Origin of the sequence: Bacillus sp. ISL-4, from assembly GCF_018613275.1 — a bacterium.
In the GTDB taxonomy this organism is placed as follows: Bacteria; Bacillota; Bacilli; order Bacillales; family DSM-1321; genus Peribacillus; species Peribacillus simplex_E.
The window spans coordinates 35,833-57,556 of the sequence record NZ_JAGGQN010000013.1 but is presented as its reverse complement, the minus strand read 5'-3'; the positions used below and the strand labels follow the sequence as shown (position 1 = coordinate 57,556).

Annotated in this window: 24 protein-coding genes and 2 other annotated features; of the genes, 18 read left to right on the top strand and 6 right to left on the bottom strand. The window is 43.3% G+C overall.

Annotated features, from left to right (window positions below; all coding sequences use genetic code 11):
- The first annotated feature begins 121 nt into the window (after window positions 1-121).
- The 8 genes from thrS (at window position 122) to J7J00_RS11945 (ending at window position 5,346) form a co-directional block, all read left to right on the top strand.
- The gene (gene thrS, locus J7J00_RS11980; protein ID WP_098369999.1) at window positions 122-2,053 is read left to right on the top strand and encodes a threonine--tRNA ligase; all 1,932 of its coding nucleotides are present in this window, start codon (window positions 122-124) and stop codon (window positions 2,051-2,053) included.
- A 106-nt stretch (window positions 2,054-2,159) separates the two neighbouring features.
- Window positions 2,160-2,330: a hypothetical protein gene (locus tag J7J00_RS11975; protein WP_214790901.1), complete on the top strand. Its 171-nt coding sequence runs from the start codon at window positions 2,160-2,162 to the stop codon at window positions 2,328-2,330.
- 53 nt (window positions 2,331-2,383) lie between these two features.
- Window positions 2,384-2,878, top strand: a complete 495-nt coding sequence (locus tag J7J00_RS11970; protein ID WP_214790900.1) for a GNAT family N-acetyltransferase — start codon at window positions 2,384-2,386, stop codon at window positions 2,876-2,878.
- 127 nt (window positions 2,879-3,005) lie between these two features.
- Window positions 3,006-3,142, top strand: a sequence feature (ribosomal protein L20 leader region).
- Between the two features lie 98 nt (window positions 3,143-3,240).
- Complete coding sequence (gene infC, locus J7J00_RS11965) at window positions 3,241-3,741, top strand: translation initiation factor IF-3 (RefSeq protein ID WP_214790899.1); 501 nt, start codon at window positions 3,241-3,243, stop codon at window positions 3,739-3,741.
- A gap of 34 nt (window positions 3,742-3,775) precedes the next feature.
- Entirely contained in the window at window positions 3,776-3,976 is a 201-nt protein-coding gene (gene rpmI, locus J7J00_RS11960; RefSeq protein ID WP_034309070.1) for a 50S ribosomal protein L35, read from the top strand.
- 35 nt (window positions 3,977-4,011) lie between these two features.
- On the top strand, window positions 4,012-4,371 hold the full coding sequence (gene rplT, locus J7J00_RS11955; protein ID WP_034309067.1) for a 50S ribosomal protein L20: 360 nt from the start codon (window positions 4,012-4,014) through the stop codon (window positions 4,369-4,371).
- Between the two features lie 68 nt (window positions 4,372-4,439).
- Entirely contained in the window at window positions 4,440-4,715 is a 276-nt protein-coding gene (locus tag J7J00_RS11950; RefSeq protein ID WP_214790898.1) for a DUF1294 domain-containing protein, read from the top strand.
- Between the two features lie 61 nt (window positions 4,716-4,776).
- The gene (locus tag J7J00_RS11945; RefSeq protein ID WP_098370002.1) at window positions 4,777-5,346 is read left to right on the top strand and encodes a TVP38/TMEM64 family protein; all 570 of its coding nucleotides are present in this window, start codon (window positions 4,777-4,779) and stop codon (window positions 5,344-5,346) included.
- Window positions 5,347-5,399: 53 nt separating this feature from the next.
- On the opposite strand, the gene J7J00_RS11940 is transcribed toward J7J00_RS11945, so the two are convergent.
- Window positions 5,400-5,780, bottom strand: a complete 381-nt coding sequence (locus tag J7J00_RS11940) for a sigma-w pathway protein ysdB (protein WP_214790897.1) — start codon at window positions 5,778-5,780, stop codon at window positions 5,400-5,402.
- A gap of 109 nt (window positions 5,781-5,889) precedes the next feature.
- On the opposite strand from J7J00_RS11940, the gene J7J00_RS11935 reads away from it, so the two are divergent.
- Together J7J00_RS11935 and J7J00_RS11930 are read left to right on the top strand one after the other, a co-directional pair.
- The gene (locus J7J00_RS11935) at window positions 5,890-6,378 is read left to right on the top strand and encodes a dUTP diphosphatase (protein WP_214790896.1); all 489 of its coding nucleotides are present in this window, start codon (window positions 5,890-5,892) and stop codon (window positions 6,376-6,378) included.
- A gap of 64 nt (window positions 6,379-6,442) precedes the next feature.
- Window positions 6,443-7,528 carry a M42 family metallopeptidase gene (locus J7J00_RS11930; protein WP_214790894.1) on the top strand — a complete coding sequence of 362 codons (1,086 nt, stop codon included), beginning with the start codon at window positions 6,443-6,445 and terminating at the stop codon, window positions 7,526-7,528.
- A 59-nt stretch (window positions 7,529-7,587) separates the two neighbouring features.
- Here the strand turns inward: J7J00_RS11930 and J7J00_RS11925 are convergent, their stop codons facing one another.
- The 4 genes from J7J00_RS11925 to J7J00_RS11910 all read right to left on the bottom strand — a co-directional run bounded on the left by J7J00_RS11925 (window position 7,588) and on the right by J7J00_RS11910 (window position 11,368).
- Window positions 7,588-8,292 (bottom strand): LutC/YkgG family protein, encoded by a 705-nt coding sequence (locus tag J7J00_RS11925; protein WP_214791046.1) that lies wholly within the window; start codon window positions 8,290-8,292, stop codon window positions 7,588-7,590.
- Entirely contained in the window at window positions 8,286-9,716 is a 1,431-nt protein-coding gene (locus tag J7J00_RS11920; protein WP_214790892.1) for a LutB/LldF family L-lactate oxidation iron-sulfur protein, read from the bottom strand. Before J7J00_RS11920 ends, J7J00_RS11925 begins: the two co-directional genes overlap by 7 nt.
- A gap of 23 nt (window positions 9,717-9,739) precedes the next feature.
- The gene (locus tag J7J00_RS11915) at window positions 9,740-10,456 is read right to left on the bottom strand and encodes a (Fe-S)-binding protein (RefSeq protein ID WP_214790891.1); all 717 of its coding nucleotides are present in this window, start codon (window positions 10,454-10,456) and stop codon (window positions 9,740-9,742) included.
- A 180-nt stretch (window positions 10,457-10,636) separates the two neighbouring features.
- Window positions 10,637-11,368: a FadR/GntR family transcriptional regulator gene (locus tag J7J00_RS11910; protein ID WP_214790889.1), complete on the bottom strand. Its 732-nt coding sequence runs from the start codon at window positions 11,366-11,368 to the stop codon at window positions 10,637-10,639.
- A gap of 254 nt (window positions 11,369-11,622) precedes the next feature.
- Here J7J00_RS11910 and J7J00_RS11905 point away from each other — a divergent pair, with 254 nt between their 5' ends.
- From J7J00_RS11905 to J7J00_RS11875, 7 genes are all read left to right on the top strand, one after another.
- Window positions 11,623-13,311 carry an L-lactate permease gene (locus J7J00_RS11905; RefSeq protein WP_214790887.1) on the top strand — a complete coding sequence of 563 codons (1,689 nt, stop codon included), beginning with the start codon at window positions 11,623-11,625 and terminating at the stop codon, window positions 13,309-13,311.
- A 73-nt stretch (window positions 13,312-13,384) separates the two neighbouring features.
- Window positions 13,385-14,497, top strand: a complete 1,113-nt coding sequence (locus J7J00_RS11900; RefSeq protein ID WP_214790884.1) for a PucR family transcriptional regulator — start codon at window positions 13,385-13,387, stop codon at window positions 14,495-14,497.
- Between the two features lie 120 nt (window positions 14,498-14,617).
- Entirely contained in the window at window positions 14,618-16,030 is a 1,413-nt protein-coding gene (gene glcD / locus J7J00_RS11895; protein WP_214790882.1) for a glycolate oxidase subunit GlcD, read from the top strand.
- Window positions 16,027-17,352 carry a (Fe-S)-binding protein gene (locus J7J00_RS11890; RefSeq protein ID WP_214790881.1) on the top strand — a complete coding sequence of 442 codons (1,326 nt, stop codon included), beginning with the start codon at window positions 16,027-16,029 and terminating at the stop codon, window positions 17,350-17,352. Before glcD ends, J7J00_RS11890 begins: the two co-directional genes overlap by 4 nt.
- A gap of 235 nt (window positions 17,353-17,587) precedes the next feature.
- Window positions 17,588-18,517, top strand: coding sequence for a YsnF/AvaK domain-containing protein (locus J7J00_RS11885; protein WP_214790879.1), 930 nt, complete (start codon window positions 17,588-17,590; stop codon window positions 18,515-18,517).
- Window positions 18,518-18,686: 169 nt separating this feature from the next.
- Window positions 18,687-19,499, top strand: a complete 813-nt coding sequence (locus J7J00_RS11880) for a YflT domain-containing protein (protein ID WP_214790877.1) — start codon at window positions 18,687-18,689, stop codon at window positions 19,497-19,499.
- Window positions 19,500-19,898: 399 nt separating this feature from the next.
- A complete protein-coding gene (locus tag J7J00_RS11875; protein WP_214790875.1) occupies window positions 19,899-20,282 on the top strand; it encodes a general stress protein in 384 nt (127 codons plus the stop codon).
- A 16-nt stretch (window positions 20,283-20,298) separates the two neighbouring features.
- Here J7J00_RS11875 and sspI read toward each other — a convergent pair whose 3' ends face one another.
- Window positions 20,299-20,508: a small acid-soluble spore protein SspI gene (gene sspI, locus J7J00_RS11870; protein WP_214790873.1), complete on the bottom strand. Its 210-nt coding sequence runs from the start codon at window positions 20,506-20,508 to the stop codon at window positions 20,299-20,301.
- A gap of 122 nt (window positions 20,509-20,630) precedes the next feature.
- Here sspI and J7J00_RS11865 point away from each other — a divergent pair, with 122 nt between their 5' ends.
- Window positions 20,631-21,389 carry a TrmH family RNA methyltransferase gene (locus J7J00_RS11865; protein ID WP_214790871.1) on the top strand — a complete coding sequence of 253 codons (759 nt, stop codon included), beginning with the start codon at window positions 20,631-20,633 and terminating at the stop codon, window positions 21,387-21,389.
- Window positions 21,390-21,433: 44 nt separating this feature from the next.
- Window positions 21,434-21,675: a binding site (T-box leader), on the top strand.
- The last annotated feature ends 49 nt before the right edge of the window (window positions 21,676-21,724 follow it).

Sequence of the window (21,724 nt, the reverse complement as noted above, 5' to 3'; positions counted from 1 at the left end):
CGCGGGTTAATGATATTTATTACTAAGCTCGTCCCTGTTTTATACAGGGGCGGGCTTTTTTGTGTTGTAATGGAATCAAAAACCTGTAATTTGTTCGAACAATAAGAAGGAGTGAAACTGAATGTCAGAATTACTGAAAATATCTTTTCCTGACGGAGCGGTTAAGGAGTTTGCTAAAGGCACAACAACTGAAGACATCGCTGCATCCATCAGTCCTGGTTTAAGGAAAAAATCCATTGCCGGAAAATTCAATGGTGAATTATATGATTTGAAACGTCCGATTGAACAAGATGGTACAATCGAAATCGTCACACAGGACGCGGCGGATGCTCTTGAAGTATTGCGTCACAGTACAGCACACTTGATGGCACAAGCGATCAAACGTTTGTACAAAAACGCTAAATTCGGCGTAGGTCCGGTCATTGAGGGCGGTTTTTACTATGATATGGATCTGGAGGAATCATTGACTCCCGAAGATCTTCCATTGATTGAAAAAGAAATGAAGAAAATCGTCAACGAAAACTTGGAAATTTCCCGCATCGAAGTGAGTCGTGATGAAGCGATTTCCCGTTTTAAAGAAATCGGCGACGAGTATAAATTGGAGTTGATCGATGCGATTCCTGCCGATCAGCAGGTAACGCTTTATGAGCAGGGTGAATTCTTTGACCTTTGTCGTGGAATTCATGTTCCATCAACGGGGAAAATCAAAGAGTTCAAGCTATTGAGCATCGCTGGAGCATACTGGAGAGGCGATAGCAAAAACAAAATGCTTCAACGCATTTACGGTACGGCTTTCTATAAAAAAGAAGATTTGGCCGAACACCTGCGTTTCCTTGAAGAGGCCAAGGAACGTGACCATCGTAAAATCGGCAAAGAATTGAACTTGTTCATGAGCTCACAGAAAGTGGGGCAAGGGTTGCCGATGTGGTTGCCAAAAGGCGCGACCATCCGTCGGACAATCGAAAGATATATCGTGGACAAGGAAGAACGATTGGGCTATGACCATGTTTACACACCTGTAATGGGAAGCGTGGACCTTTATAAAACATCTGGACACTGGGATCATTACCAGGACGGCATGTTTCCTGTCATGGAGATGGAAAACGAACAGCTTGTCCTGCGTCCGATGAACTGTCCGCATCACATGATGGTCTATAAAAACAGTATCCATAGCTACCGCGAACTGCCAATTCGGATTGCCGAGCTAGGCTTGATGCACCGCTATGAAATGTCAGGTGCCCTTTCAGGCCTTCAGCGTGTACGTGGAATGACATTGAATGATGCTCACATTTTCGTCCGTCCCGACCAAATCAAAGAAGAGTTCAAGCGCGTTGTGAACCTGGTTCTGGAAGTATATAAAGATTTCGATATCAAGGATTATTCATTCCGACTGTCTTATCGCGATCCTCAGGATACAGAAAAATACTTCGATGATGATGACATGTGGGAAAAAGCACAAAGCATGTTAAAAGGCGCCATGGATGAACTTGGCCTGGATTACTTTGAAGCGGAAGGTGAAGCGGCATTCTACGGTCCTAAGCTTGATGTTCAGGTGCGTACTGCCTTAGGGAAAGATGAAACGCTTTCCACTGTTCAGCTTGATTTCTTGCTTCCTGAACGTTTTGATCTTAATTACGTCGGTGAGGACGGCAAGCAGCACCGTCCGGTTGTTATCCACCGCGGCGTCGTTTCCACAATGGAACGTTTTGTCGCTTACTTGATCGAAGAATACAAGGGGGCATTCCCGACTTGGCTTGCACCTATCCAAGCGCAAGTGATCCCGGTCTCACCTGAAGTGCACTTGGATTATGCGAAAGAAGTACAGGAAAAACTTAAAGCGCAAGGCATTCGTGTCGACCTGGATACACGTGACGAGAAAATCGGTTACAAAATCCGTGAAGCGCAAATGCAAAAAATCCCGTACATGCTGGTTGTTGGAGACAATGAAGTCAAAGAAGGCAGCGTGAATGTACGTAAATACGGTGAACAAAAATCCGAAACGATCGCTTTTGAAGATTTCGTTTCAGCGATTAAGGCGGAAGTGAGTCGTTAAAAGCAAAAAGAGGGGCACATATAGTTGTGTCCCTCTTTTTAATTAAGGCATGATAAAATGAAACCATCATGTGAAAATATGTACAGCAATGAAAAGGAGGGTCAGCATGAAAAAGAAATTTTCTTATCTATTCGGACCGACATTTCTTGTCATCATCATCTTATTGTTATGGGATGATTATCGACAATATGCCATTGTCCCGGTCCTGCTTTTTTGGATAGTCCTATTTTCCTGGGACACCATTGAGAAAAAGAAAAAGGCGAAAGAAAACTCTTAGCATTTGATCGCCTCGATCAGTATGGTCTGTAACCAAAGGGGGAGTGGGGATAAATGGAGATTAGAAAGGCTTCAAGGAAAGACGCGGGTAACCTGGCTGCTCTGTTCAATCATGTTGAAGATTCCGGGTATATGCTGTTCAACCCTGGGGAAAGAAAAGCGACGGGGAAACAAATGGAAAAGCAAATGGAGCAAATTGAAAAAAGTCCCCTTTCCGTTTTCCTCGTTGCTGCTAGCGGTCATGAGTTGAAAGGTTACCTAATCTTATTGGGCAATCAAATGGGCCGAACGAGGCATTCGGCCAAAATCGTCATCGGCATCAATGAACAGGACAGAGGAAAAGGCATCGGTACAAAGCTATTTCAGAAAATGGAGGAGCATGCACGGACAAACGAAATACGTCGCCTGGAATTGTCCGTGATCGCAAACAACGCCCCTGCGCTTTCCTTATATCGAAAGATGGGTTTTGAAAAGGAAGGAATAAAGCGGGAATCACTGTTTTTTGATGGAAAGTATCATGATGAATATTTTTTGTCCAAATTACTTTAAAAAACGTATTGTCAAATAACTGAATGTCTGATAATATTAATTTTGTTGTGAAAAACGAATAAAATTTAGCATTTGACAAGTCATCAGTGTTTATGATATATTTCTAAAGTGAATTGAATACGTGTTTGATGAAAAGAAGAAGCACCCGCTTCTCACCTGGTTGACGCAAACAATGCAGTTAACAGGTCATGATTTGATTATTTGGATCTTTCTGAATGAGTCTATCAGTGTGGGTGCAGCATGCATCCACACTTTTTTATTATGATTATATCCTGTAAGCGAGTTGTGAGCGTGACCGAATTTATTCAAATATTCGTATTCGCCAATATCTTTGGAGGTGGCTAACTATTAGTAAAGACGCGATGGTAAACGAGGGCATCCGAGCCCGTGAAGTTCGTCTTATTGACCAAAACGGAGAACAACTTGGAATTAAAACGAAATTCGAAGCAATGGAAATTGCCGCTCGTGTAAATCTTGATCTAGTTTTAGTTGCTGCAAATGCAAAGCCTCCGGTAGCCCGGATCATGGACTACGGAAAACACCGCTTCGAGCAGCAAAAGAAAGACAAGGAAGCACGTAAAAATCAAAAAGTCATCAGTCTGAAAGAGGTTCGTTTGAGCCCGACGATTGAAGAACATGATTTCAATACGAAGCTTCGCAACGGTATTAAATTCCTTGAAAAAGGCGATAAAGTAAAAGCTTCTATCCGATTCAAAGGACGTGCCATTACACATAAGGAAATTGGTCAACGTGTACTCGTTCGTTTTTCTGAAGCATGTAAAGAAGTGGCTACAATCGAGCAACACCCAAAAATGGACGGGCGCAGCATGTTCATTATCTTAGCACCGAAAAACGAAAAGTAATTGTAAAGTAATTTGTAATGAGGAGGAATACCTTATGCCTAAAATGAAAACTCACCGCGGATCTGCTAAACGTTTCAAAAAGACTGGATCCGGCAAACTTAAGCGTTCTAACGCTTACACAAGCCATTTATTTGCTAACAAATCTACTAAGCAAAAGCGTAAGCTTCGCAAAGCTAGCCTTGTAAGCAAAGGTGACTTCAAACGTATTCGTCATATGCTAGACAACATTAAATAAGTTCGATTTATCGAGTTAAATAGGAGGGAAATAACATGCCACGTGTAAAAGGCGGTACTGTTACTCGCAAACGTCGTAAAAAGGTAATAAAATTAGCTAAAGGTTACTATGGCGCGAAACATATTCTTTTCAAAGTAGCTAACCAACAAGTAATGAAGTCAGGAAACTATGCTTTCCGTGACCGTCGTCAAAAGAAACGTGATTTCCGCAAACTTTGGATCACTCGTATCAACGCTGCAGCACGCATCAACGGTCTTTCTTACAGCCGTTTAATGCATGGTCTAAAGCTTGCTGGTATCGAAGTGAACCGCAAAATGCTTGCTGATCTTGCTGTTGCTGACGAACAAGCTTTTGCTCAATTAGCAACTGCTGCTAAACAACAATTAGACAAATAAGTCTGACTGATACAGCCACTCTCTTTTCAAGAGGGTGGCTTTTTACATATTTAAAGGAGGGAATGAGAATGCAAGGAGTATGGTTCATTGCTGCTTATATGATCATCACGAACATCATCGGATTTGCCTTAATGGGAATCGACAAAAGGAAAGCGCGTAATGGGGAGTACCGGATCAGCGAAAGGACACTTTGGTTTTGGGCGGTCATAGGCGGGGGGACTGGGTCCTTTTTGGGGATGAAACAATTCCGCCATAAGACGAAGCATGCCGCTTTTAAGTGGGGCCTGCCCCTATTGATGATTCTTCAGATAGCCTTATTGATCAAGATATTCATTCAATTGTAATATGTAGCCCGTATGATGTATATGCTTTGTAGAAGCAGCAAAGAGTAGCTGGAGGGAGAGCATGAATGATAAACTGACACTTGTGATGAGCTACGTTCAATCTGGCAGCGTGTTTGCACCGTTGATTTTTATCACTTTTCATTTATTAAGGCAATTTTTATTCATTCCCGTCATTGTAGTTTGCATGTCTGGCGGAGTATTATTCGGGGCAGCCTTTGGAACCATCTATTCGGTAATCGGTTTGACATTGTCCAGTATGGCCTTTTATTTCGTGATAGGCAAATTTCCGAAAACAAAGGATAGGCTGCTGCGGCTAAAGAATAAGCTGTTTGGAAATCGAAAGCTAAATAGTCGGCAAATTGCAGTACTGAGGCTAATACCATTCATACACTTTTACTTACTGTCGCTTTGCTTATTGGAATCCAATAAAGGGCTGAAAAATTATTTTTATCTATCCTTCATGACCAATCTCCCTGTAGCATTCGTATACACGGTTTTTGGCCACTATATTGCAGATTTCAGTCCAACGATGATCGTCATCATTTTATTATCCTTAACCTTATTGATCTATTTATTGAGAGAGAAGCAGACGGTCGTCCCTTGGAAGGAATTTTTTCGTTCAGATGATTAATATAGAGCCTTGAGTCCATTTTTCTCAAGGCTCTTCATTACGTTTAATTTTTTTCATTTTTGTAAAAACTCCTTAACTGGGCTCTTCCAATCAATAACGGCATCCGGATATTGTTTTTTAATGGCTGCCTCGATTTTTAAGAAGTCATTTCGCTTCAAGCCTTTCAGGCCGGCCGTTTTTTTAGGCCATATGAAGATGGAGATGACCTCGAAGGAGCGTTCCGTCGTCCCTAAATACTTTTCCCCTTCAAACATCACCCCGTTGTACGTCAATAAAAAATTCTTTCGTATATTGGCTGTATCGTCGAGCAGAAAGAACTTTTTCTGTTCATGTGCAAGTTCTAATTTTCTTTTCGGATTAAATAGGTATTTGATAACTGTATATATTAAGAAAATGATGAGAGCCAAAAGAATGAGCCGCATGATCAATACCATGGTTCTACCTCCTTAAACAGAGTGATTCCCTTCATTTACGTATGGGTTTTTAATAAGTTTCATTTATTTGATATAATTTAGGGGAAGACGATAGAAAGAAGTGATGAAAATGAACATAGGTAAATTAATGGAAATGCAGGCAGCTTTGGACGAGCATATACAATCAAAGCATGATTTGGGTGCTGAAGATTTAGTGGAACGGAAGATACTTGCTCTTTTAGTGGAGCTTGGAGAGCTTGCCAATGAAACAAGATGTTTTAAATTCTGGAGTCTTAAAGGCCCCTCTGATAAAGAAACGATTTTGGCTGAATACGTGGATGGCATTCATTTCATTTTGTCACTTGGGATCGAACGGGGATTTGTACCGGAAGTTCCATCCGCCTTCAAGATGGATCAGGAGGATTTGACGGTCCAATTTACTGCTATTTACGGCTATATAAGTGAATTTCGCACACAGTTGACAGAGTCAACTTTCCAAAAGGTTTTTGCTGCGTATTTACATTTAGGGGAGTTGCTTGGATTTTCAGCAGTGGATGTGGAAAAAGCATATATAAGCAAAAATGAAGTGAATTACGAAAGGCAAAAGCAAGGCTACTGATTGTTTATGTAATCAATTATCTGTATAATTATTCTTGTAATGTAAGTTATAGGGAGGTATAAGAATGGCTCAATTGGATGAAACGTTAAGGATGCTTGCTGACTTAACGGATGCTAAAGGCATCGCAGGAAATGAAAGTGAAGTAAGAAAAGTGATGACCGAATACATAACACCATTTGCGGATGAAATATCGACAGATGGCCTGGGAAGTTTGATTGCCAAGAAAACGGGTGATGAAAACGGACCGAAAATCATCGTTACCGGGCATATGGACGAAGTCGGTTTCATGATCACCCAAATTGATGATAAAGGATTTTTGCGTTTTCAGCCGGTAGGGGGTTGGTGGTCACAGGTAATGCTGGCTCAGCGCGTGACGATCGTTACAAGTAAAGGTGATATAACTGGCATTATCGGTTCCAAGCCGCCGCATATCCTGTCAGCGGAGGCGCGGAAGAAGCCGATTGATATTAAGGATATGTTTATTGATATCGGTGCATCCAGTAAAGAAGAAGTTAAGGAATGGGGTGTCAAGCCAGGGGATATGGTTGTGCCATATTTTGAATTCACGGTCATGAATAATGAAAAGATGCTGCTCGCCAAAGCCTGGGACAATCGAATTGGCTGTGCAATCGCCATTGATGTGCTTAAACAGCTGAAAGACAGCGACCATCCTAATGTAGTTTATGGAATTGGTGCTGTGCAAGAAGAGGTCGGCCTGCGTGGCTCCAAAACATCCACATTCAAAATTCAGCCGGATATCGGTTTTGCCGTCGATGTTGGCATTGCTGGTGATACACCGGGGGTTTCCGAAAAAGAAGCGATGAGTAAGATGGGGGAAGGACCGCAAATCGTCATCTATGATTCATCGATGGTGGCACATAAGGGATTACGCGATTTCGTCACCGACACGGCTGATGAAATGAATATTCCTTATCAATATGAGTCGATTCCAGGCGGCGGGACGGATGCCGGCTCCATCCATTTAACGGCAAATGGAGTTCCCGCACTGGCAATCACGATTGCGACACGCTACATTCATTCACACGCAGCAATGCTCCACCGGGATGATTATGAGAATGCAGTTAAGCTCATTGTCGAGGTGATCAAACGTCTCGATCGTGAAGCGGTTGATCGGATCATTTACGAGTAATATGAAAGTTAAAAATGGAGAGGCCTAATCAGGTCCTCTCCATTTTCTTTTCCTTATTTCTACTTATCTTCGACGATTATATAGACCGCTTTGATGGGACCATGAACGCCGACGACAAGGTCCATTTCGATATCAGCCGAATTGCTCGGCCCTGTTATGAAGTTGATGCAGGAAGGAACGACTTCGCCCCGGGTAACTTTGGAACGGATGGCCGCTGCAGCCTGTGTCATTCGCGGAACGATGGTGCTTTTTGGAATGATGGAAACATGGCAGGAAGGAAGGAAGCTGATGGAACGGCCATGGTCCTTGTCGCTGAACAAGACGACGGTCGCTGATTCTGCTAGTGTCATCTCACTGAATGTGATTCCGATGTTAGCACTTTCTGCTTTTTCGATATTTTCTTTCCCGGCTTGGTGATCCCATATATGGACATTTTTTTCCTTTAAGATACCCTCCAATCCATAGTCGAAAAATCGATCGTCCTTAGGGATGATCAAGGGCCCGTTTCCAAGTTCCTCGATCACCTGTTTTAAACAATGCATCACTTGCTTGGAGTCGGTAACGTGAACCTGAGTATGCACCCGTTTACATTGCTCCTCCAATTCCGCGACAAGATCATTTGGTGTCGCATGTTTCAAAACTTCTTTTTGGGGGGCGTGCTTCCATTCCGGAACGGAGATGCCTTCCGTAATAGGAGCCCTTCCCAGGTTTTTGGCTATATTGTTTAAAAATGTCCCTTCATTATGGATGGTTCCATTCATGATGGTTTCCCTCCTTTTTCCCGATTTTTGAACCAGTCCCGAAAGCTCTCTTTCCCTGGAGCAGGGAACTCGCGGCTTTCCGTCCAAGTTTTGAGTGGTCCCGGTCCTTTCGAGATGATATCCCCCGTTTTAAAAGGAGACATCGCGGATGGGGCCATTTTGGAGCCGAACTTATAAAGCATAGGCGAGGCCGCACCGATTCCGAAGGCTTTCATGGCCATCCTTTCTGAGAATGGAGCCATTTTTTCCTTTTCAACGATGACCTCACGATGCTTCCTCAGTAAGTCATGGAGAGGAATCTTAACCGGACAGGCATCCGTACAGGCTGCACAAAGAGTGGAGGCATATGGCAGCTCCTTGAAATCATCATACCCCCCGAGTAAGGGGGAAAGCACAGCACCGATTGGTCCTGGATATATTGAACCATATGAATGACCGCCAACCTGGCGATAAACCGGGCAGACATTTATACAGGCGGCACATCGAATGCATTGAAGAACGGATTGAAACTCAGTTCCTAAAATGGAGGAGCGTCCATTATCTACGATCACAAGGTGAAATTCCTCGGGGCCGTCTACATCTCCTTCATCACGCGGCCCGGTAAGTGCGGTGATGTAACTGGTCAACCTTTGGCCGACAGCGCTTCTTGTCAATAAGCTGACAAGGATTTCGAATTCATCGAATGTAGGTACAAGCCGTTCCATTCCCATCACGGTGATTTGCGTTTTTGGGAGGGCAGTGACCAAATCGGCATTTCCTTCATTCGTCACCAAACCGATCGAGCCCGATTCGGCAATAGCAAAATTACAGCCAGTAATGCCCACATCGGCGCTTAAGAAATCTTTCCGCAGAATGCCCCGCACATGGGCGGTAAGCTCTTCCGGCTTTTCGGTTTGCGTATATGCAAGCTTTTCTTTAAAGACATCCCTAATCTGCTCCTTATTTTTATGGAGAGCAGGTGCGACGATATGGGAAGGGGGATCATGATCATCCACTTGTAGAATGTATTCACCAAGGTCCGTTTCAACGACATCGAGGCCAACTGCTTCAAGAGTTGCATTCAAATTGATCTCTTCCGTGACCATCGATTTGGATTTCACGACCTTTTTGGCGTTCTTTTTTACAATGACATCCTTAATGTAGCCGCTTGCTTCTTCAGCGGTTTCAGCGAAGAAGACATGACCGCCCCTTTTCGAAACGTTTTCTGCAAGCTGGTGCAAATAGAAATCAAGGTTACTAAGCACATGCTGCCGGATTTCTTCCCCAAGGGACCGCCAATCCTCCCAGCTTCCCAATTCATCAACGGCAGTCAGTCGCCTTCCGTGTAATCGTTCTTGGGCACTCGATACGGCCAATCGCATAAAATCATTATGTATTCCTTCATCCACCCGGTCTTTAAACTTGGCAGAGCTGGTTTTCATAGCCATTAGTTTTTCCCTCCTCGCTTTCTTTAAATACTATTCAGGACTTCCGCGATATGAAGCACTTTGACCGGTTGCCCCTTCCTTTGGATCCGTCCGCCGATATTCATCAAACATCCTGCATCCCCGCCTATTAAAAAATCGGCGCCGGTAGCTTCAATATTGCAGACCTTCTCCTCGACCATTTGCCCGGAAATGTCCCCCATCTTAACCGAAAAGGTCCCCCCGAACCCGCAGCAGTTTTGGGCATCCGGAAGTGGTGTCATTTCCAGCCCCCTGACATGGCTTAACAAAATGGCAGGTGCTTCCTTCACCTTAAGCAGCCGTGTCATATGGCATGAAGTATGATAAGTGGCCTTTCCCTTAAGGGTCGCCCCGACATCGGTCACTTTTAAGACATCCACGATGAATTGGGTCAATTCATATGTTTTAGCCGCTAATGATTCCGCCCTCTTTTCCCATTCGGCATCGCCTTTGAAAAGGACCGGATATTCTTTGAACATCGCTGCGCAGGAACCGGAAGGGGTTACGATGTATTCAGCATCCGCGAACGTTTTAATCATCTTTTTCATAGCTTCCTTCGATTCCTTCGTATACCCGCTATTATATGCGGGCTGTCCGCAGCATATCTGGGACTCCGGGAAATCGATCTCACAGCCTAATCTCTCGAGTAGCTCCACTGTCGCTTTGCCGACATTGGATTGAAACAAATCCACTAAACATGTTGCAAAGAGAGTAACTTTCAATTTGAACTCCTCCTTTTTCAAATAGGTTAACAGGTCATCTGATGACTAGAAAATGGAAAAAGGAAATGGTTAAGAGAATATACCAATTTCCAAGATTTTTTAAATGTAGTAATCGTTTTCAAAATAATATATCAATTTAATCCTTTTTTGTATAGGGTATTTTTGAAATTTAAAGGAAGATCAACTATACTTTTGCTGATTTTTTTGGATGACCCGGTCCAGTGATTCCTCGACGCTTTGAAGGTGAAACAGCATGGCACTGCGAGCTCCGTCTTCATCCTGTGCCACGATTGCATCATGAATCCGGACATGCTGCTGGTAAAGCTGCTTAAGTGTCATCTCTTCGGAATAAAGCGCTATCCGGCGGATATCCCCCATCTTTTCCGTCATTAATTCTGAAACGTGGTTCATCAATGTAATCAGCAGTTCATTTTGAGATGCATTTGCCACTGCAATATGGAAGGCGATATCTGCTTTATCACTGAGTTCTTCATCGTCGGATACCTTTTCCATATTAAAAAGACTTTCCTTGAGTTCGATAAGGTTTTCTTCCGTTCTCATCTTCGCTGCCACTTCTGCCGTACCGGACTCAAGTATTTTCCGGACTTCCAGTAAATGCTTGATATTGTCTTGATCCATCAAAAGGGCGGCAGACAAGGGATGGTTCATGATGGTGGGGTCGAAGGTTTTGACGAATGTTCCTTCACCTTGTTTTATTTCAATAAGACCCATTGAACTCAATGCACTTAATGCTTCGCGGATGGCCGGGCGCCCGACTTGGAAATTTTCCGCAAGCTGCTGAATGGAATCCAATTGTTCACCTGGTTTCAGGCTGCCTGACCGAATCATTTCATAAAGTTCATCGCTGACTTCTTCATAAATTTTTTTCGGCTTTATTTTTTTATATACCAAGTAGTAGCACCTCTATTTTCTATGAGTTTCTCTGGTTAATATTATATAACACAAATGATCTTTGACACTTCCAGAAGGTTAAAAAATCAACAAAAAATAAAAAAAATCTTGATTTTATATTTTTAATCATTTAATTTTAATGAGTACTCATCAAGTCATCTGATGACTTAGAATTTTCGGATATGTAAGGGGTTTCAATTAGCGGGTGATTTCTGAATTTTTTAAAAAATTTATAGAAAATGGAGTCGAAATGAATGACATGGACACAAAACTTTACGCCGATCACCGATAATTTAGTTTTATCATCTCTTGCCGCACTCATTCCAATTCTTTACTTTTTCTGGGCACTTACCATCAAACGTATGAAAGGTTACATTGCAGGTATAACCACGTTGCTTGTAGCTCTTGCAGTGGCAGTATTGATATATGGAATGCCTGCAGGAAAAGCAGTGATGTCTGCTTCACAAGGAGCCGTATATGGGCTGCTCCCGATCGGTTGGATAATCATCACTTCCGTATTTTTGTACAAAATGACTGTTAAAAGCGGACAATTCAATATCATTCGTTCTTCGGTGCTTTCGCTTACGGAAGACCGCCGCCTCCAGGCGTTATTGGTGGCATTTTCTTTCGGGGCCTTTTTAGAAGGTGCCGCGGGATTTGGGGCACCTGTTGCCATTTCAGCCGCGCTTTTGGTCGGTCTTGGATTTAACCCGCTATATGCAGCCGGGATTTGTTTGATCGCGAATACCGCTCCTGTAGCATTCGGGGCGGTTGGAATACCGATCATCGCCATGGAAGGCCCAACTGGCATAGCCGCCATGGAGATTTCAAAAATGGTCGGCCGCCAATTGCCATTCCTTTCGGCTTTCATTCCGCTATATCTCATTTTAATAATGACTGGGTGGAAGAGGTCGCTTGAAGTCTTGCCGGCAATATTGGTTTCCGGATTTTCCTTTGCCATCACACAGTACTTAAGTTCAAATTTTCTTGGGCCAGAATTACCGGACATCCTTTCCGCGTTAGTGTCACTATTTGCATTGGCGATTTTCCTTAAATTCTGGAAACCTAAAACGATTTTTCGCTTTGCATCCGAGGAAACGGCAGCAGCTGTCGAACCTTTATATACGGCAGAAGCGGAAACAAAATACACGAAATGGAAGATATTCCATGCTTGGTCACCATTCCTTCTGTTAACGCTTTTCATAACAATATGGGGGATGAACCCAATAAAGCCGGCGCTCTCCGGACATTATGAAGGCAACAATGCGTTGCTTGGCGGAATCAATGAAATCGGGAAACTATTAACCTTCCAAATCGAAGTCCCAGGTCTGCATAATGCGATAATCGGAAGCGATGGATTGCCGATTGCGGCTTTCTATAAAATAGAACTGCTCGGAGCGGCCGGGACTGCGATTTTACTGGCTGCCATCGTAACGAAGTTCATCGCACACATGTCTGCAAAAGACTTTTATAGCACCTTTGTTGAAGCGATGAAAGAGTTGGCAAAACCAATCTTGATGATTTCTGCCGTGGTGGCTTTTGCCTATGTGACGAATGCTTCAGGCATGTCGACAACATTAGGGATGACCCTTGCAAAATCGGGTGATTTATTTCCGTTCTTCGCACCGGTCCTCGGCTGGCTGGGTGTGTTCATTACAGGCTCGGATACATCAGCCAACCTCTTATTTGGCAGTCTGCAGAAAGTGACCGCACTTAAAGTGGGGATGGAGCCGGTCTTGGCACTAGCGGCGAACTCTTCTGGAGGGGTCACCGGAAAGATGATTTCCCCCCAATCGATAGCGATTGCATGTGCTGCCGTTGGATTGGCGGGCAGGGAATCGGAATTATTGAGATTCACACTCAAACATAGTTTGTTTTTATTGCTGCTTGTTTGTGTGATTACCTTCTTGCAAAATGGCGTCCTTTCCTGGATGATTCCATAAGTAGAATGAGGCTCCCTTTTCATAGGGGAGCCTCGAAATATTTTCAAGTCCATTCAAAAAAGGAGGACATATCATGCAATTGACAGCTGTGGCAGGAAAATTGGTTCATGAGGTTCGGAAACTGATTGATGAGGAAATCATCATTATTGATCATGCTGGCACGATTATCGCCAGTACCGATAACAGCCGTATTGGATCTTATCATGAAGGAGCTATCCATGCTTTCAACAATCGTGAGAAATTGATCATCAATAAACAGGATGAACGAAGTTGGAAAGGAGTGAAGGCAGGTATAAATCTACCTGTTTTCTTCAACCAGGAAGCAGTTTGTGTCATTGGAATTACAGGCGACCCCAAACATGTTTCCCCCTATGCGGAACTTTTAAAAAAGATGACGGAGATGTTCATTCAGGAAAGCTATCATATCGAACAAGCAGAATCCCAATCACGTCTGATGGAATTCTTTGTATTTGAATGGCATCAGCTGCAGACGTTCAATGAGCTTTTCCTTCAGAAGGCCAAGTTGCTTGGGGTCGATGTTCATGCAGAACGGATCATCACCCTTGGTGAATTTAAGACTGAGGGAATTATTGAACCTCATGTGTGGAGAACGCTTCAGATATACATAAGACAGCAGCATCCCAATGACATCGCAGTCCGTTGGGGAAGAAACCAATTCGTCATTCTTTCTATAGCGGATTTCATCGGGTCAAAAGTCCAGCAATTAAAGAAATTAAGTAAACTCCAAAATAAGCTGGAAGAGAGTTCGGGTTATAAAGTGTGTGCAGGAGTTAGTTCTCGTGCATCGGGATCCGCATTCAGGTCAGCGTTTTTTAAAGCGGAACGTTCTTTGAAAATCGCGCTTCCTTCATCGGGGATTATATTTGACGAGGACTTGAAGCTTGAGGTCCTGCTTGATGAAGTTACCGCTGAAACAAGACAGGAATATTTATCCCGGACGATTCAGGAGTTGCTTCCTAATGAGGAGCTGCTTAAAACCCTTTCCATGTATTTTGCATGTGATCTATCTTTAAAGGAGACCGCCGCAGTGCTGCATATCCATATCAATACCCTCCATTACAGGCTTAAGCGCATAGAAGATTTGACCCGCCTGAATCCCAGGAAGCTAGCCGATTTAGTCACTATGTATCTAGCATTAAGTGTATTGGATAAACATACAAATTAATTCTATGGAAAGCTCAAAAATTTATAGGTTCATACATAGATGATTGAGTGTTTTCTTTCTTATACTTACATCATATAAAAGATCTCGAATTTCCTGTGTTTATATATGAGGAGGATGTACATGTTAACAAAGCAGGTTAAGCAGCTACTTCTTACCATCGTCGGTCAGGAGAATTACGATGACTCGAAAGTGGAACGTCTAGTCTATTCATATGATGCAACGCCGGGGTTTCAAGCGATGCCGGATGCTGTCATTAAACCGGGCTGCACAGCTGAAGTCGCAGCCATCGTCAAAGTGTGCAACGAATACAATGTTCCAATCGTTCCACGCGGGTCTGGGACGAATTTAAGCGGAGGCACTTGCCCGACAGAGGGGGGGCTTGTCCTATTATTCAATCGAATGAATTCATTACTTGAAATAGATGAGGAGAACTTAACGGCGACCGTACAGCCTGGGCTTATCACATTGGACTTGATTTCAGCAGTTGAAGAGAAGGGGTTGTTTTATCCGCCGGATCCCAGTTCGATGAAAATCTCCACTATTGGCGGAAACATTAATGAGAACTCTGGTGGACTGCGAGGATTAAAGTACGGAGTCACCCGTGATTATGTCATCGGGCTAGAAGTGGTCCTTCCGAATGGGGACATCATTCGAACAGGGGGCAAGCTTGCTAAAGATGTAGCCGGATATGATTTAACGAAACTTTTTGTCGGCTCAGAAGGGACCTTGGGCATCGTTACGGAAGCGATCTTAAAGCTGATCCCAATGCCGGAAACGACAAAGACGATGCTTGCCTTATATCAAGATCTGGATGCCGCAGCCCAGTCAGTGGCCAAGATCATTTCAAATAAAATCATTCCTGTTACATTGGAATTTCTGGATCGGCCGACGTTGATCGTGGTTGAGGACTTCGCGAAAATCGGTTTGCCCACCGATGTGGAAGCCGTGCTGCTGATTGAACAGGATGGTCCGCCTGAAGTGGTGGAACGTGATATGAAAAGGATGGCCGATATCTGTCTAGAGGAAAAGGCGGTTTCCGTGGAAATTGCCGAAACGGAATCTGACGCTGTCGCCTTGAAAACCGCAAGACGGACAGCCCTCTCTGCACTGGCACGCCTCAAGCCGACGACCATTTTGGAAGATGCCACCGTTCCGCGGTCGGAAATTGCCAAAATGGTTAAAGCGATTAATGAGATCGCTGTCAAGCATAACGTGGACATTTGCACTTTCGGTCATGCTGGGGATGGGAACCTGCATCCAACGTGCATTACCGACGCTCGTGATCATGAGGAAATGGAGAGAGTGGAGCTCGCTTTTGCCGATATTTTTGCCGCGGCTATCGACCTTGGCGGTACGATTACCGGTGAACATGGTGTAGGGGCGATGAAGGCCCCTTATCTTGAATGGAAGCTGAAGAAAGAAGGGATTGATGCCATGAGAGCGATTAAACAGGCTTTCGATCCCAATAACATCATGAATCCCGGCAAAGTATTTGCCAAGGAAACCAGGAAAAGGGTGGTGGTTTCTTCATGACGACAGTTCAGGAAAGGGAAACCATTGCCATGCAATTCGCTGAAAAAATGAATGAAGATGAATTGTTGAATTGTATGCGCTGCGGCTTTTGCTTACCCCACTGCCCGACATACATGGAATCGGGGCTGAAGGAATCCCATTCACCAAGGGGCCGGATTGCACTTATGAAAGCGGTGGCGGATGGTGTGATTGAGCCCGATGAGGATGTAGAACGTTCATTGAGTCTTTGCCTCGGCTGCAGGGCTTGTGAACCTGTGTGTCCTTCAGGTGTGAAATATGGACATCTTCTTGAAGAAGCAAGGGATATCATCCATCAGAATAAAAAGCATAGTTACCCTGTAAAAACGATCCGCAAGGCCGTTTTTAGTGGATTATTCCCGCACCAGGAGCGAATGCAGGCCATGACGAGCTTGCTTGGCTTCTATCAGAGATCAGGCCTGCAATACATGGCCCGAAAAACGGGAGTCCTCAACATGCTACCGAATAATTTGGCAACCATGGAAAAGGTGCTGCCGAAAGTCCCGAAAAAATCAGAAATGAAAAATAGGCCAACCGGGCTGCCTGCAATCGGAACCCCGCTCAAAAAGGTGGCTTTCTTTTCCGGCTGCTTGATGGATACGATGTTTTTGGAAACGAACAAGGCCACACTAAAGCTACTTCAGCTGGCAGGGTGTGAAATCGTGATTCCGAAATCCCAGGCATGTTGCGGGGCGCTGCATGGGCACAGTGGTGAAAAAGCAGGTGCAAAACAACTGGCCAAGCGTAATATAGAAGCTTTTGAAGCGGAGGAAGTTGATTATATCATTACGAATGCCGGCGGCTGTGGAGCTTTTCTCATAGATTATGACCATTTGCTCCAAGGCGAACCGGAATGGCATGACCGTGCAATCGCATTTAAAAATAAGTTGAAAGATATCAGTGAGATACTTGTTGATTTGCGTTTCCAGGAAAAGGTTCGCTTGAAACTGCCGGCACAATCGGTAACTTTTCAGGATTCCTGCCATTTACGGAATGTGATGAACACCTCCTTGGCTCCGCGAATTCTCCTTCAATCGATAGAAGGAATCGATTTCAGGGAAATGAAAGATGCGGATCGGTGCTGTGGCTCCGCAGGGATTTATAATATTGTTGAATCAGAGATGTCCATGAATATCCTCGACTCCAAAATGGAACACACGAAATCGACTCAGGCCGATATTGTTGTCACGGCAAACCCTGGCTGTCTATTGCAAATGCAATTGGGAATCGAGAGGGAAAACTTGGGGGAATGTACGAAAGCGGTGCATATAGCGGACCTGCTAATAAAGGCTGTGGCATTATAATAGAAGAAAAGAAAAAATGAAATAACATTATTTGGTTAAACATTACATTTTTATAAATGGGGAAACCCTTGAAAAGTCTGGATTTCAATTGAAAAATCGTTCTGTGCTGAGAACAATTTGTAAATGATATAACATAAATGAAATATTCATTCCTCGTTTACTTAGGTTCATAGCGGGTAGAGTTTATATATAGCATCCACTAAACGAAACAACAAAACCTAAGGAGGAATGTAAAATGAATAAAACAGTATATGGAGTATATGAATCAAATGCAGAAGTGATCCAGGCAATTAATGCACTTAAGGCAAAGGGCTTTGAAGGGGACGATATCACGGTCGTCGCAGACAAGGAAGAAACATTGGATTTCACGAACACACAACGCGAAACGGATGTTCATACAATGACGAATGTTTCTAACGACGAATCATTTATGGACAAGGTGGCACGTTTCTTCATGCCGGATGATACGGCAGACCTTTCAACAAGATTGGCGAATGCAGGCCTTTCGAATAGTGAAGCGGCGGAACATGTCTTTGATGTAGAAAATGGAAAGGCCCTGGTTCTGGTAGAAGAAGGTGAAGGCCATCTTGGAACGGCAAGAGATAAATTCACGACCGGAAATATGGATACTGCCGCTACACGGCTTGATACAAATTCTACCAACCAACTATATAATGGCACTGAAAAAACCGATGCATTAAATAAAGAAGATGTTTATGGTGTCAACGGACAAGGCCGTGAATTGCCAGAGGATGAAAGGACGCTTACACTTCGGGAAGAACAGCTGAACATTGACAAAGAAAGAGTTCAGACAGGAGAAGTCGTCATTAACAAAGAAGTCAATGAACAGCATAAAACGATTAATGTCCCTGTTGAACACGAAGAAGTGACAGTCGAGCATAGATCAGTTTCAGGACGTGAAGCGAACCTGGAAACCGGAAGCATTGAAGATGGGGAAACATTACGGATCCCCGTAGTTGAAGAAAAATTGGAAGTTTCGAAAAAACCGGTCGTCACAGATGAAATTGTCATCAAGAAACATGCTGTACAAGAAACCGAACAAGTTCAGGATACTCTTAAAAAGGAAGATATCCAGCTTGATAGTACGAATGAATCGATCGTAAATGAGAAAAACGCAACTGAACGTAGAAACGATCGCTTCTAGGAGTGAAGGAAATGGCCTGCAGTTTTTAAAACTGCAGGCTTCTTTTGGGTTTTAAAGACTGATTAAAAGTACGAGCCCAGGGAAGGCAAACCTTTTTGTTTAATTGGCACCCATCAGGGTATAAATACACATAAGAAGAAATATCGGAATAATAGGAGGAGGAAGATGCATGGGAAAAACATTATATGGTGTTTTTAATACGGAAAGAGAAATAATCCAGGCTATTCAATCCCTCAAGGAAAAGGGGGTCCACGAAGGAGAAATAACGGTAATGGCTGATAAGAAAGAAGATTTGGATTTCGTCAACCAAAAGCGTGATCCGGATGTCGACGTCGTTACTAACTCTAACGAGGATTCCTTCATTGATAAGATGAAACACTTTTTCCTGAATGAGGGTTCTGAAGATATAAGGAACCGACTAGGTGAGTTAGGGCTTGCCGATAGTGAAGCCACCGCTTATATAAATGAAGTGGAGGATGGAAAGTTCCTGATTCTGTTAGATGAATCGGAAACCGTAACAGCACGGGAGAGCATAACTTCCAATCGCATGGAGGATACGGACGAACCTGCAGAGAATCCGCTTAAAACAGGGGTGGTGAACAATCCGGACCCGAACCTTTTTCCTGAAACAACAGCAAATGCCTATCAAACAGGGGAAGTGGAAGCACAGCCAGGAAGAAGCGAAGAACTTCATGGGAATTCTGCGAACATCTTTGAAAATGAAGAGCTAGATACAAAGCGAGCTCAAGAAAGGGAAATCTGGGGGAACTCCACAGAAAAATTCAAGAAGAAAAAACCAGGGAATGATGAAGGAACACTAGCAAGCGACCCTCATGCAGACCCGTTTTCTGCTGATACTGATAAAGCCCTTGATGCTAAAGGATCACTGGAACGGACCGTGAGCCCGAATGCCAGCGGGCAGCAAGAGGAAGTCTTGCAGGATGAATACATCAAAAATCGAATCAATACCGACAATCTGTAATACGCAAAAATAACTGCCTGCACAAGGCTGTTCAGACTGTAGACAAACTAGATGAAAATCGAGTTTGTCTACAGTTTCTTTATGAGTTGTAAAATTTGAACGTTGATTTTCAGGCACTCGCTTTCCGCCTGCCGGTCTCCCTTGGATAGAAATCATACATGATAAGTTGAAGATATTGCTTTGGTACAGTTGGCTCGTTTGATGAAGGATATATTTTCCGAACCCTTTTTATCTGCAAACTGAACCAGGCTGTTTTTTTAAAAAAAACCTTTAGGCAAAGGGTTCCCTTGTTCATTAGTCAGGAATTCTCCATAGACTATTTGCTTGTTTATTGTTAAAGCTGCAAGGTATAATGACAAAGGAATTATTTTAAGTAGAGTAACAAGGAGGGGGAGAAACATGGAAAAAAACATATATGGTGTTTTTGACTCTAATCCGGAACTACTTGCTGCAATTCAAGACTTAAAAGCTAAAGGCGTATCTGGCACCCAAATGACAGTAGCAGCTAATATAAAAAATAATGTGCAGCTTGGAAATGAACATACGGATATCCTGATCATCGCCAATCAGGATAAGGAGGACACTCTTTTTTTAAGAATCTTCCACTACTTCACAGATGAAGGGTCTGGAGATTTACGCAGCTTTTTCACGAAATACGGCTACTCATATGATGAGACAAAAGCAATGCTTGAAGAAGTGAGCGCAAAAAAATTCATCTTGCTGCTTGATGAAGAAGTCTCCATCGAAGAACTGAAGGCGTGCGAAGCGAAATCAAAAAAATAACAGCCTCTGAAGGCTGTTATTTTTTTAATCCTGATTCAAGGACAGTGATCATTTCCTGTTTTTCCTGCTCAGATGAATTTTGCCAGATGACCTCGAATAATACTCCCAATCCAGGTAGCATTTTTTCCTCGCCATTTTGTATGGCATCAACAATCGTGTCTTCCAGCTGTTCTTGCGAATTTCCAGAAACATTTTGGATGATCGCATTACGTAAGTTTAAATTCATAATTATTCCTCCTCTAACACATAATGACTGACATTAATAGCATTTCACAAACTCGCATGCAATATGTATGTGAATTGCGTTATAATAGGAAAATCAGTGTGAAGTTAAAGGAGCGTTTACCCTTGAAATATATCGAATCCGTAAAAAACCCGCAAGTTAAGCAATGGAAAAAACTTTTGACGAAAAAAGAACGAGATAAAACAGGTAAATATTTAGTCGAGGGTTTTCACCTAGTTGAAGAAGCCTTAAAGGAAGAAATCGTCTTGGAAGTGATCATCAATGAAGAAACTGAAATGCCAGCACATTTTAAGGTGGAAGGCACAGAACTCATTTATGTGAAACATGATATTATGAAGGCGATTTGTGATACCGAAGCTCCGCAGGGAATTGCTGCTGTTTGTGAACAGAAATCAACGAGCATGGCGTCCATCAATCCGGATAAACTATTGTTGATCGATGCCGTACAAGATCCAGGGAATATTGGAACGATGATCAGGACAGCGGATGCAGCTGGAATCGATGCGGTCATACTTGGCGAAGGGTGTGCTGACTTGTATAATCCCAAAGTGGTCCGTTCGACGCAAGGGAGCCTCTTTCATATGCCTGTCATTAAAGGGAACCTTTTCGAAATCATCGATGGGCTGAAGGAAAGCGGCATACCGGTATATGGCACCGCATTAGAAGGCGCATCGCCATTTGAAGAAGTGGAAAAGTCTTCCCGATTTGCCCTGCTGGTCGGTAATGAAGGCCAAGGAGTATCGAAGGAATTACTGGAGAAAACGACTAAAAACCTTTATATTCCCATCTACGGAAAAAGCGAATCATTGAATGTGGGGATCGCTGCCGGGATATTAATGTACTATTTACGAAAATCGATTTGAAACGGCCGAAGAATTATAATATAATAAAACAGAATTTTATAATGAAAACAACGATGACAAAGAGTAGTAGCTTAAGTTAACCATATCCAGGGAAAAAATGCCTTGACTGAAAGCATTTTTATGGCACTGCTTAAGGGAATTCACCTTTCGAGTTGGCATTGGGAAGACATGATGTCCGAAAAATGTTCCGGTGAAGAGCCGTTATTTTTAATGAAGTGAGTGCAGAAGTTTTTTTGTTCGTGCACTAATAAGGGTGGTACCGCGATACATAAACCTCGTCCCTTTAGGGATTGGGGTTTTTTTGTGTTCATTTTTACAAAAGGAAAATAAAGGAG

Excerpts from the sequence above, each read along its gene's own strand:
- J7J00_RS11940 (WP_214790897.1), bottom strand. The coding sequence starts at position 5,780 with ATGGTATTGATCATGCGGCTCATTCTTTTGGCTCTCATCATTTTCTTA.
- J7J00_RS11905 (WP_214790887.1), top strand. The coding sequence starts at position 11,623 with ATGACATGGACACAAAACTTTACGCCGATCACCGATAATTTAGTTTTA.
- thrS (WP_098369999.1), top strand. The coding sequence starts at position 122 with ATGTCAGAATTACTGAAAATATCTTTTCCTGACGGAGCGGTTAAGGAG.
- rplT (WP_034309067.1), top strand. The coding sequence starts at position 4,012 with ATGCCACGTGTAAAAGGCGGTACTGTTACTCGCAAACGTCGTAAAAAG.
- glcD (WP_214790882.1), top strand. The coding sequence starts at position 14,618 with ATGTTAACAAAGCAGGTTAAGCAGCTACTTCTTACCATCGTCGGTCAG.
- rpmI (WP_034309070.1), top strand. The coding sequence starts at position 3,776 with ATGCCTAAAATGAAAACTCACCGCGGATCTGCTAAACGTTTCAAAAAG.
- infC (WP_214790899.1), top strand. The coding sequence starts at position 3,241 with ATGGTAAACGAGGGCATCCGAGCCCGTGAAGTTCGTCTTATTGACCAA.
- sspI (WP_214790873.1), bottom strand. The coding sequence starts at position 20,508 with ATGAATTTAAACTTACGTAATGCGATCATCCAAAATGTTTCTGGAAAT.
- J7J00_RS11930 (WP_214790894.1), top strand. The coding sequence starts at position 6,443 with ATGGCTCAATTGGATGAAACGTTAAGGATGCTTGCTGACTTAACGGAT.
- J7J00_RS11900 (WP_214790884.1), top strand. The coding sequence starts at position 13,385 with ATGCAATTGACAGCTGTGGCAGGAAAATTGGTTCATGAGGTTCGGAAA.
- J7J00_RS11880 (WP_214790877.1), top strand. The coding sequence starts at position 18,687 with ATGGGAAAAACATTATATGGTGTTTTTAATACGGAAAGAGAAATAATC.
- J7J00_RS11890 (WP_214790881.1), top strand. The coding sequence starts at position 16,027 with ATGACGACAGTTCAGGAAAGGGAAACCATTGCCATGCAATTCGCTGAA.
- J7J00_RS11885 (WP_214790879.1), top strand. The coding sequence starts at position 17,588 with ATGAATAAAACAGTATATGGAGTATATGAATCAAATGCAGAAGTGATC.
- J7J00_RS11950 (WP_214790898.1), top strand. The coding sequence starts at position 4,440 with ATGCAAGGAGTATGGTTCATTGCTGCTTATATGATCATCACGAACATC.
- J7J00_RS11920 (WP_214790892.1), bottom strand. The coding sequence starts at position 9,716 with ATGGCTATGAAAACCAGCTCTGCCAAGTTTAAAGACCGGGTGGATGAA.
- J7J00_RS11935 (WP_214790896.1), top strand. The coding sequence starts at position 5,890 with ATGAACATAGGTAAATTAATGGAAATGCAGGCAGCTTTGGACGAGCAT.
- J7J00_RS11945 (WP_098370002.1), top strand. The coding sequence starts at position 4,777 with ATGAATGATAAACTGACACTTGTGATGAGCTACGTTCAATCTGGCAGC.
- J7J00_RS11875 (WP_214790875.1), top strand. The coding sequence starts at position 19,899 with ATGGAAAAAAACATATATGGTGTTTTTGACTCTAATCCGGAACTACTT.
- J7J00_RS11970 (WP_214790900.1), top strand. The coding sequence starts at position 2,384 with ATGGAGATTAGAAAGGCTTCAAGGAAAGACGCGGGTAACCTGGCTGCT.
- J7J00_RS11975 (WP_214790901.1), top strand. The coding sequence starts at position 2,160 with ATGAAAAAGAAATTTTCTTATCTATTCGGACCGACATTTCTTGTCATC.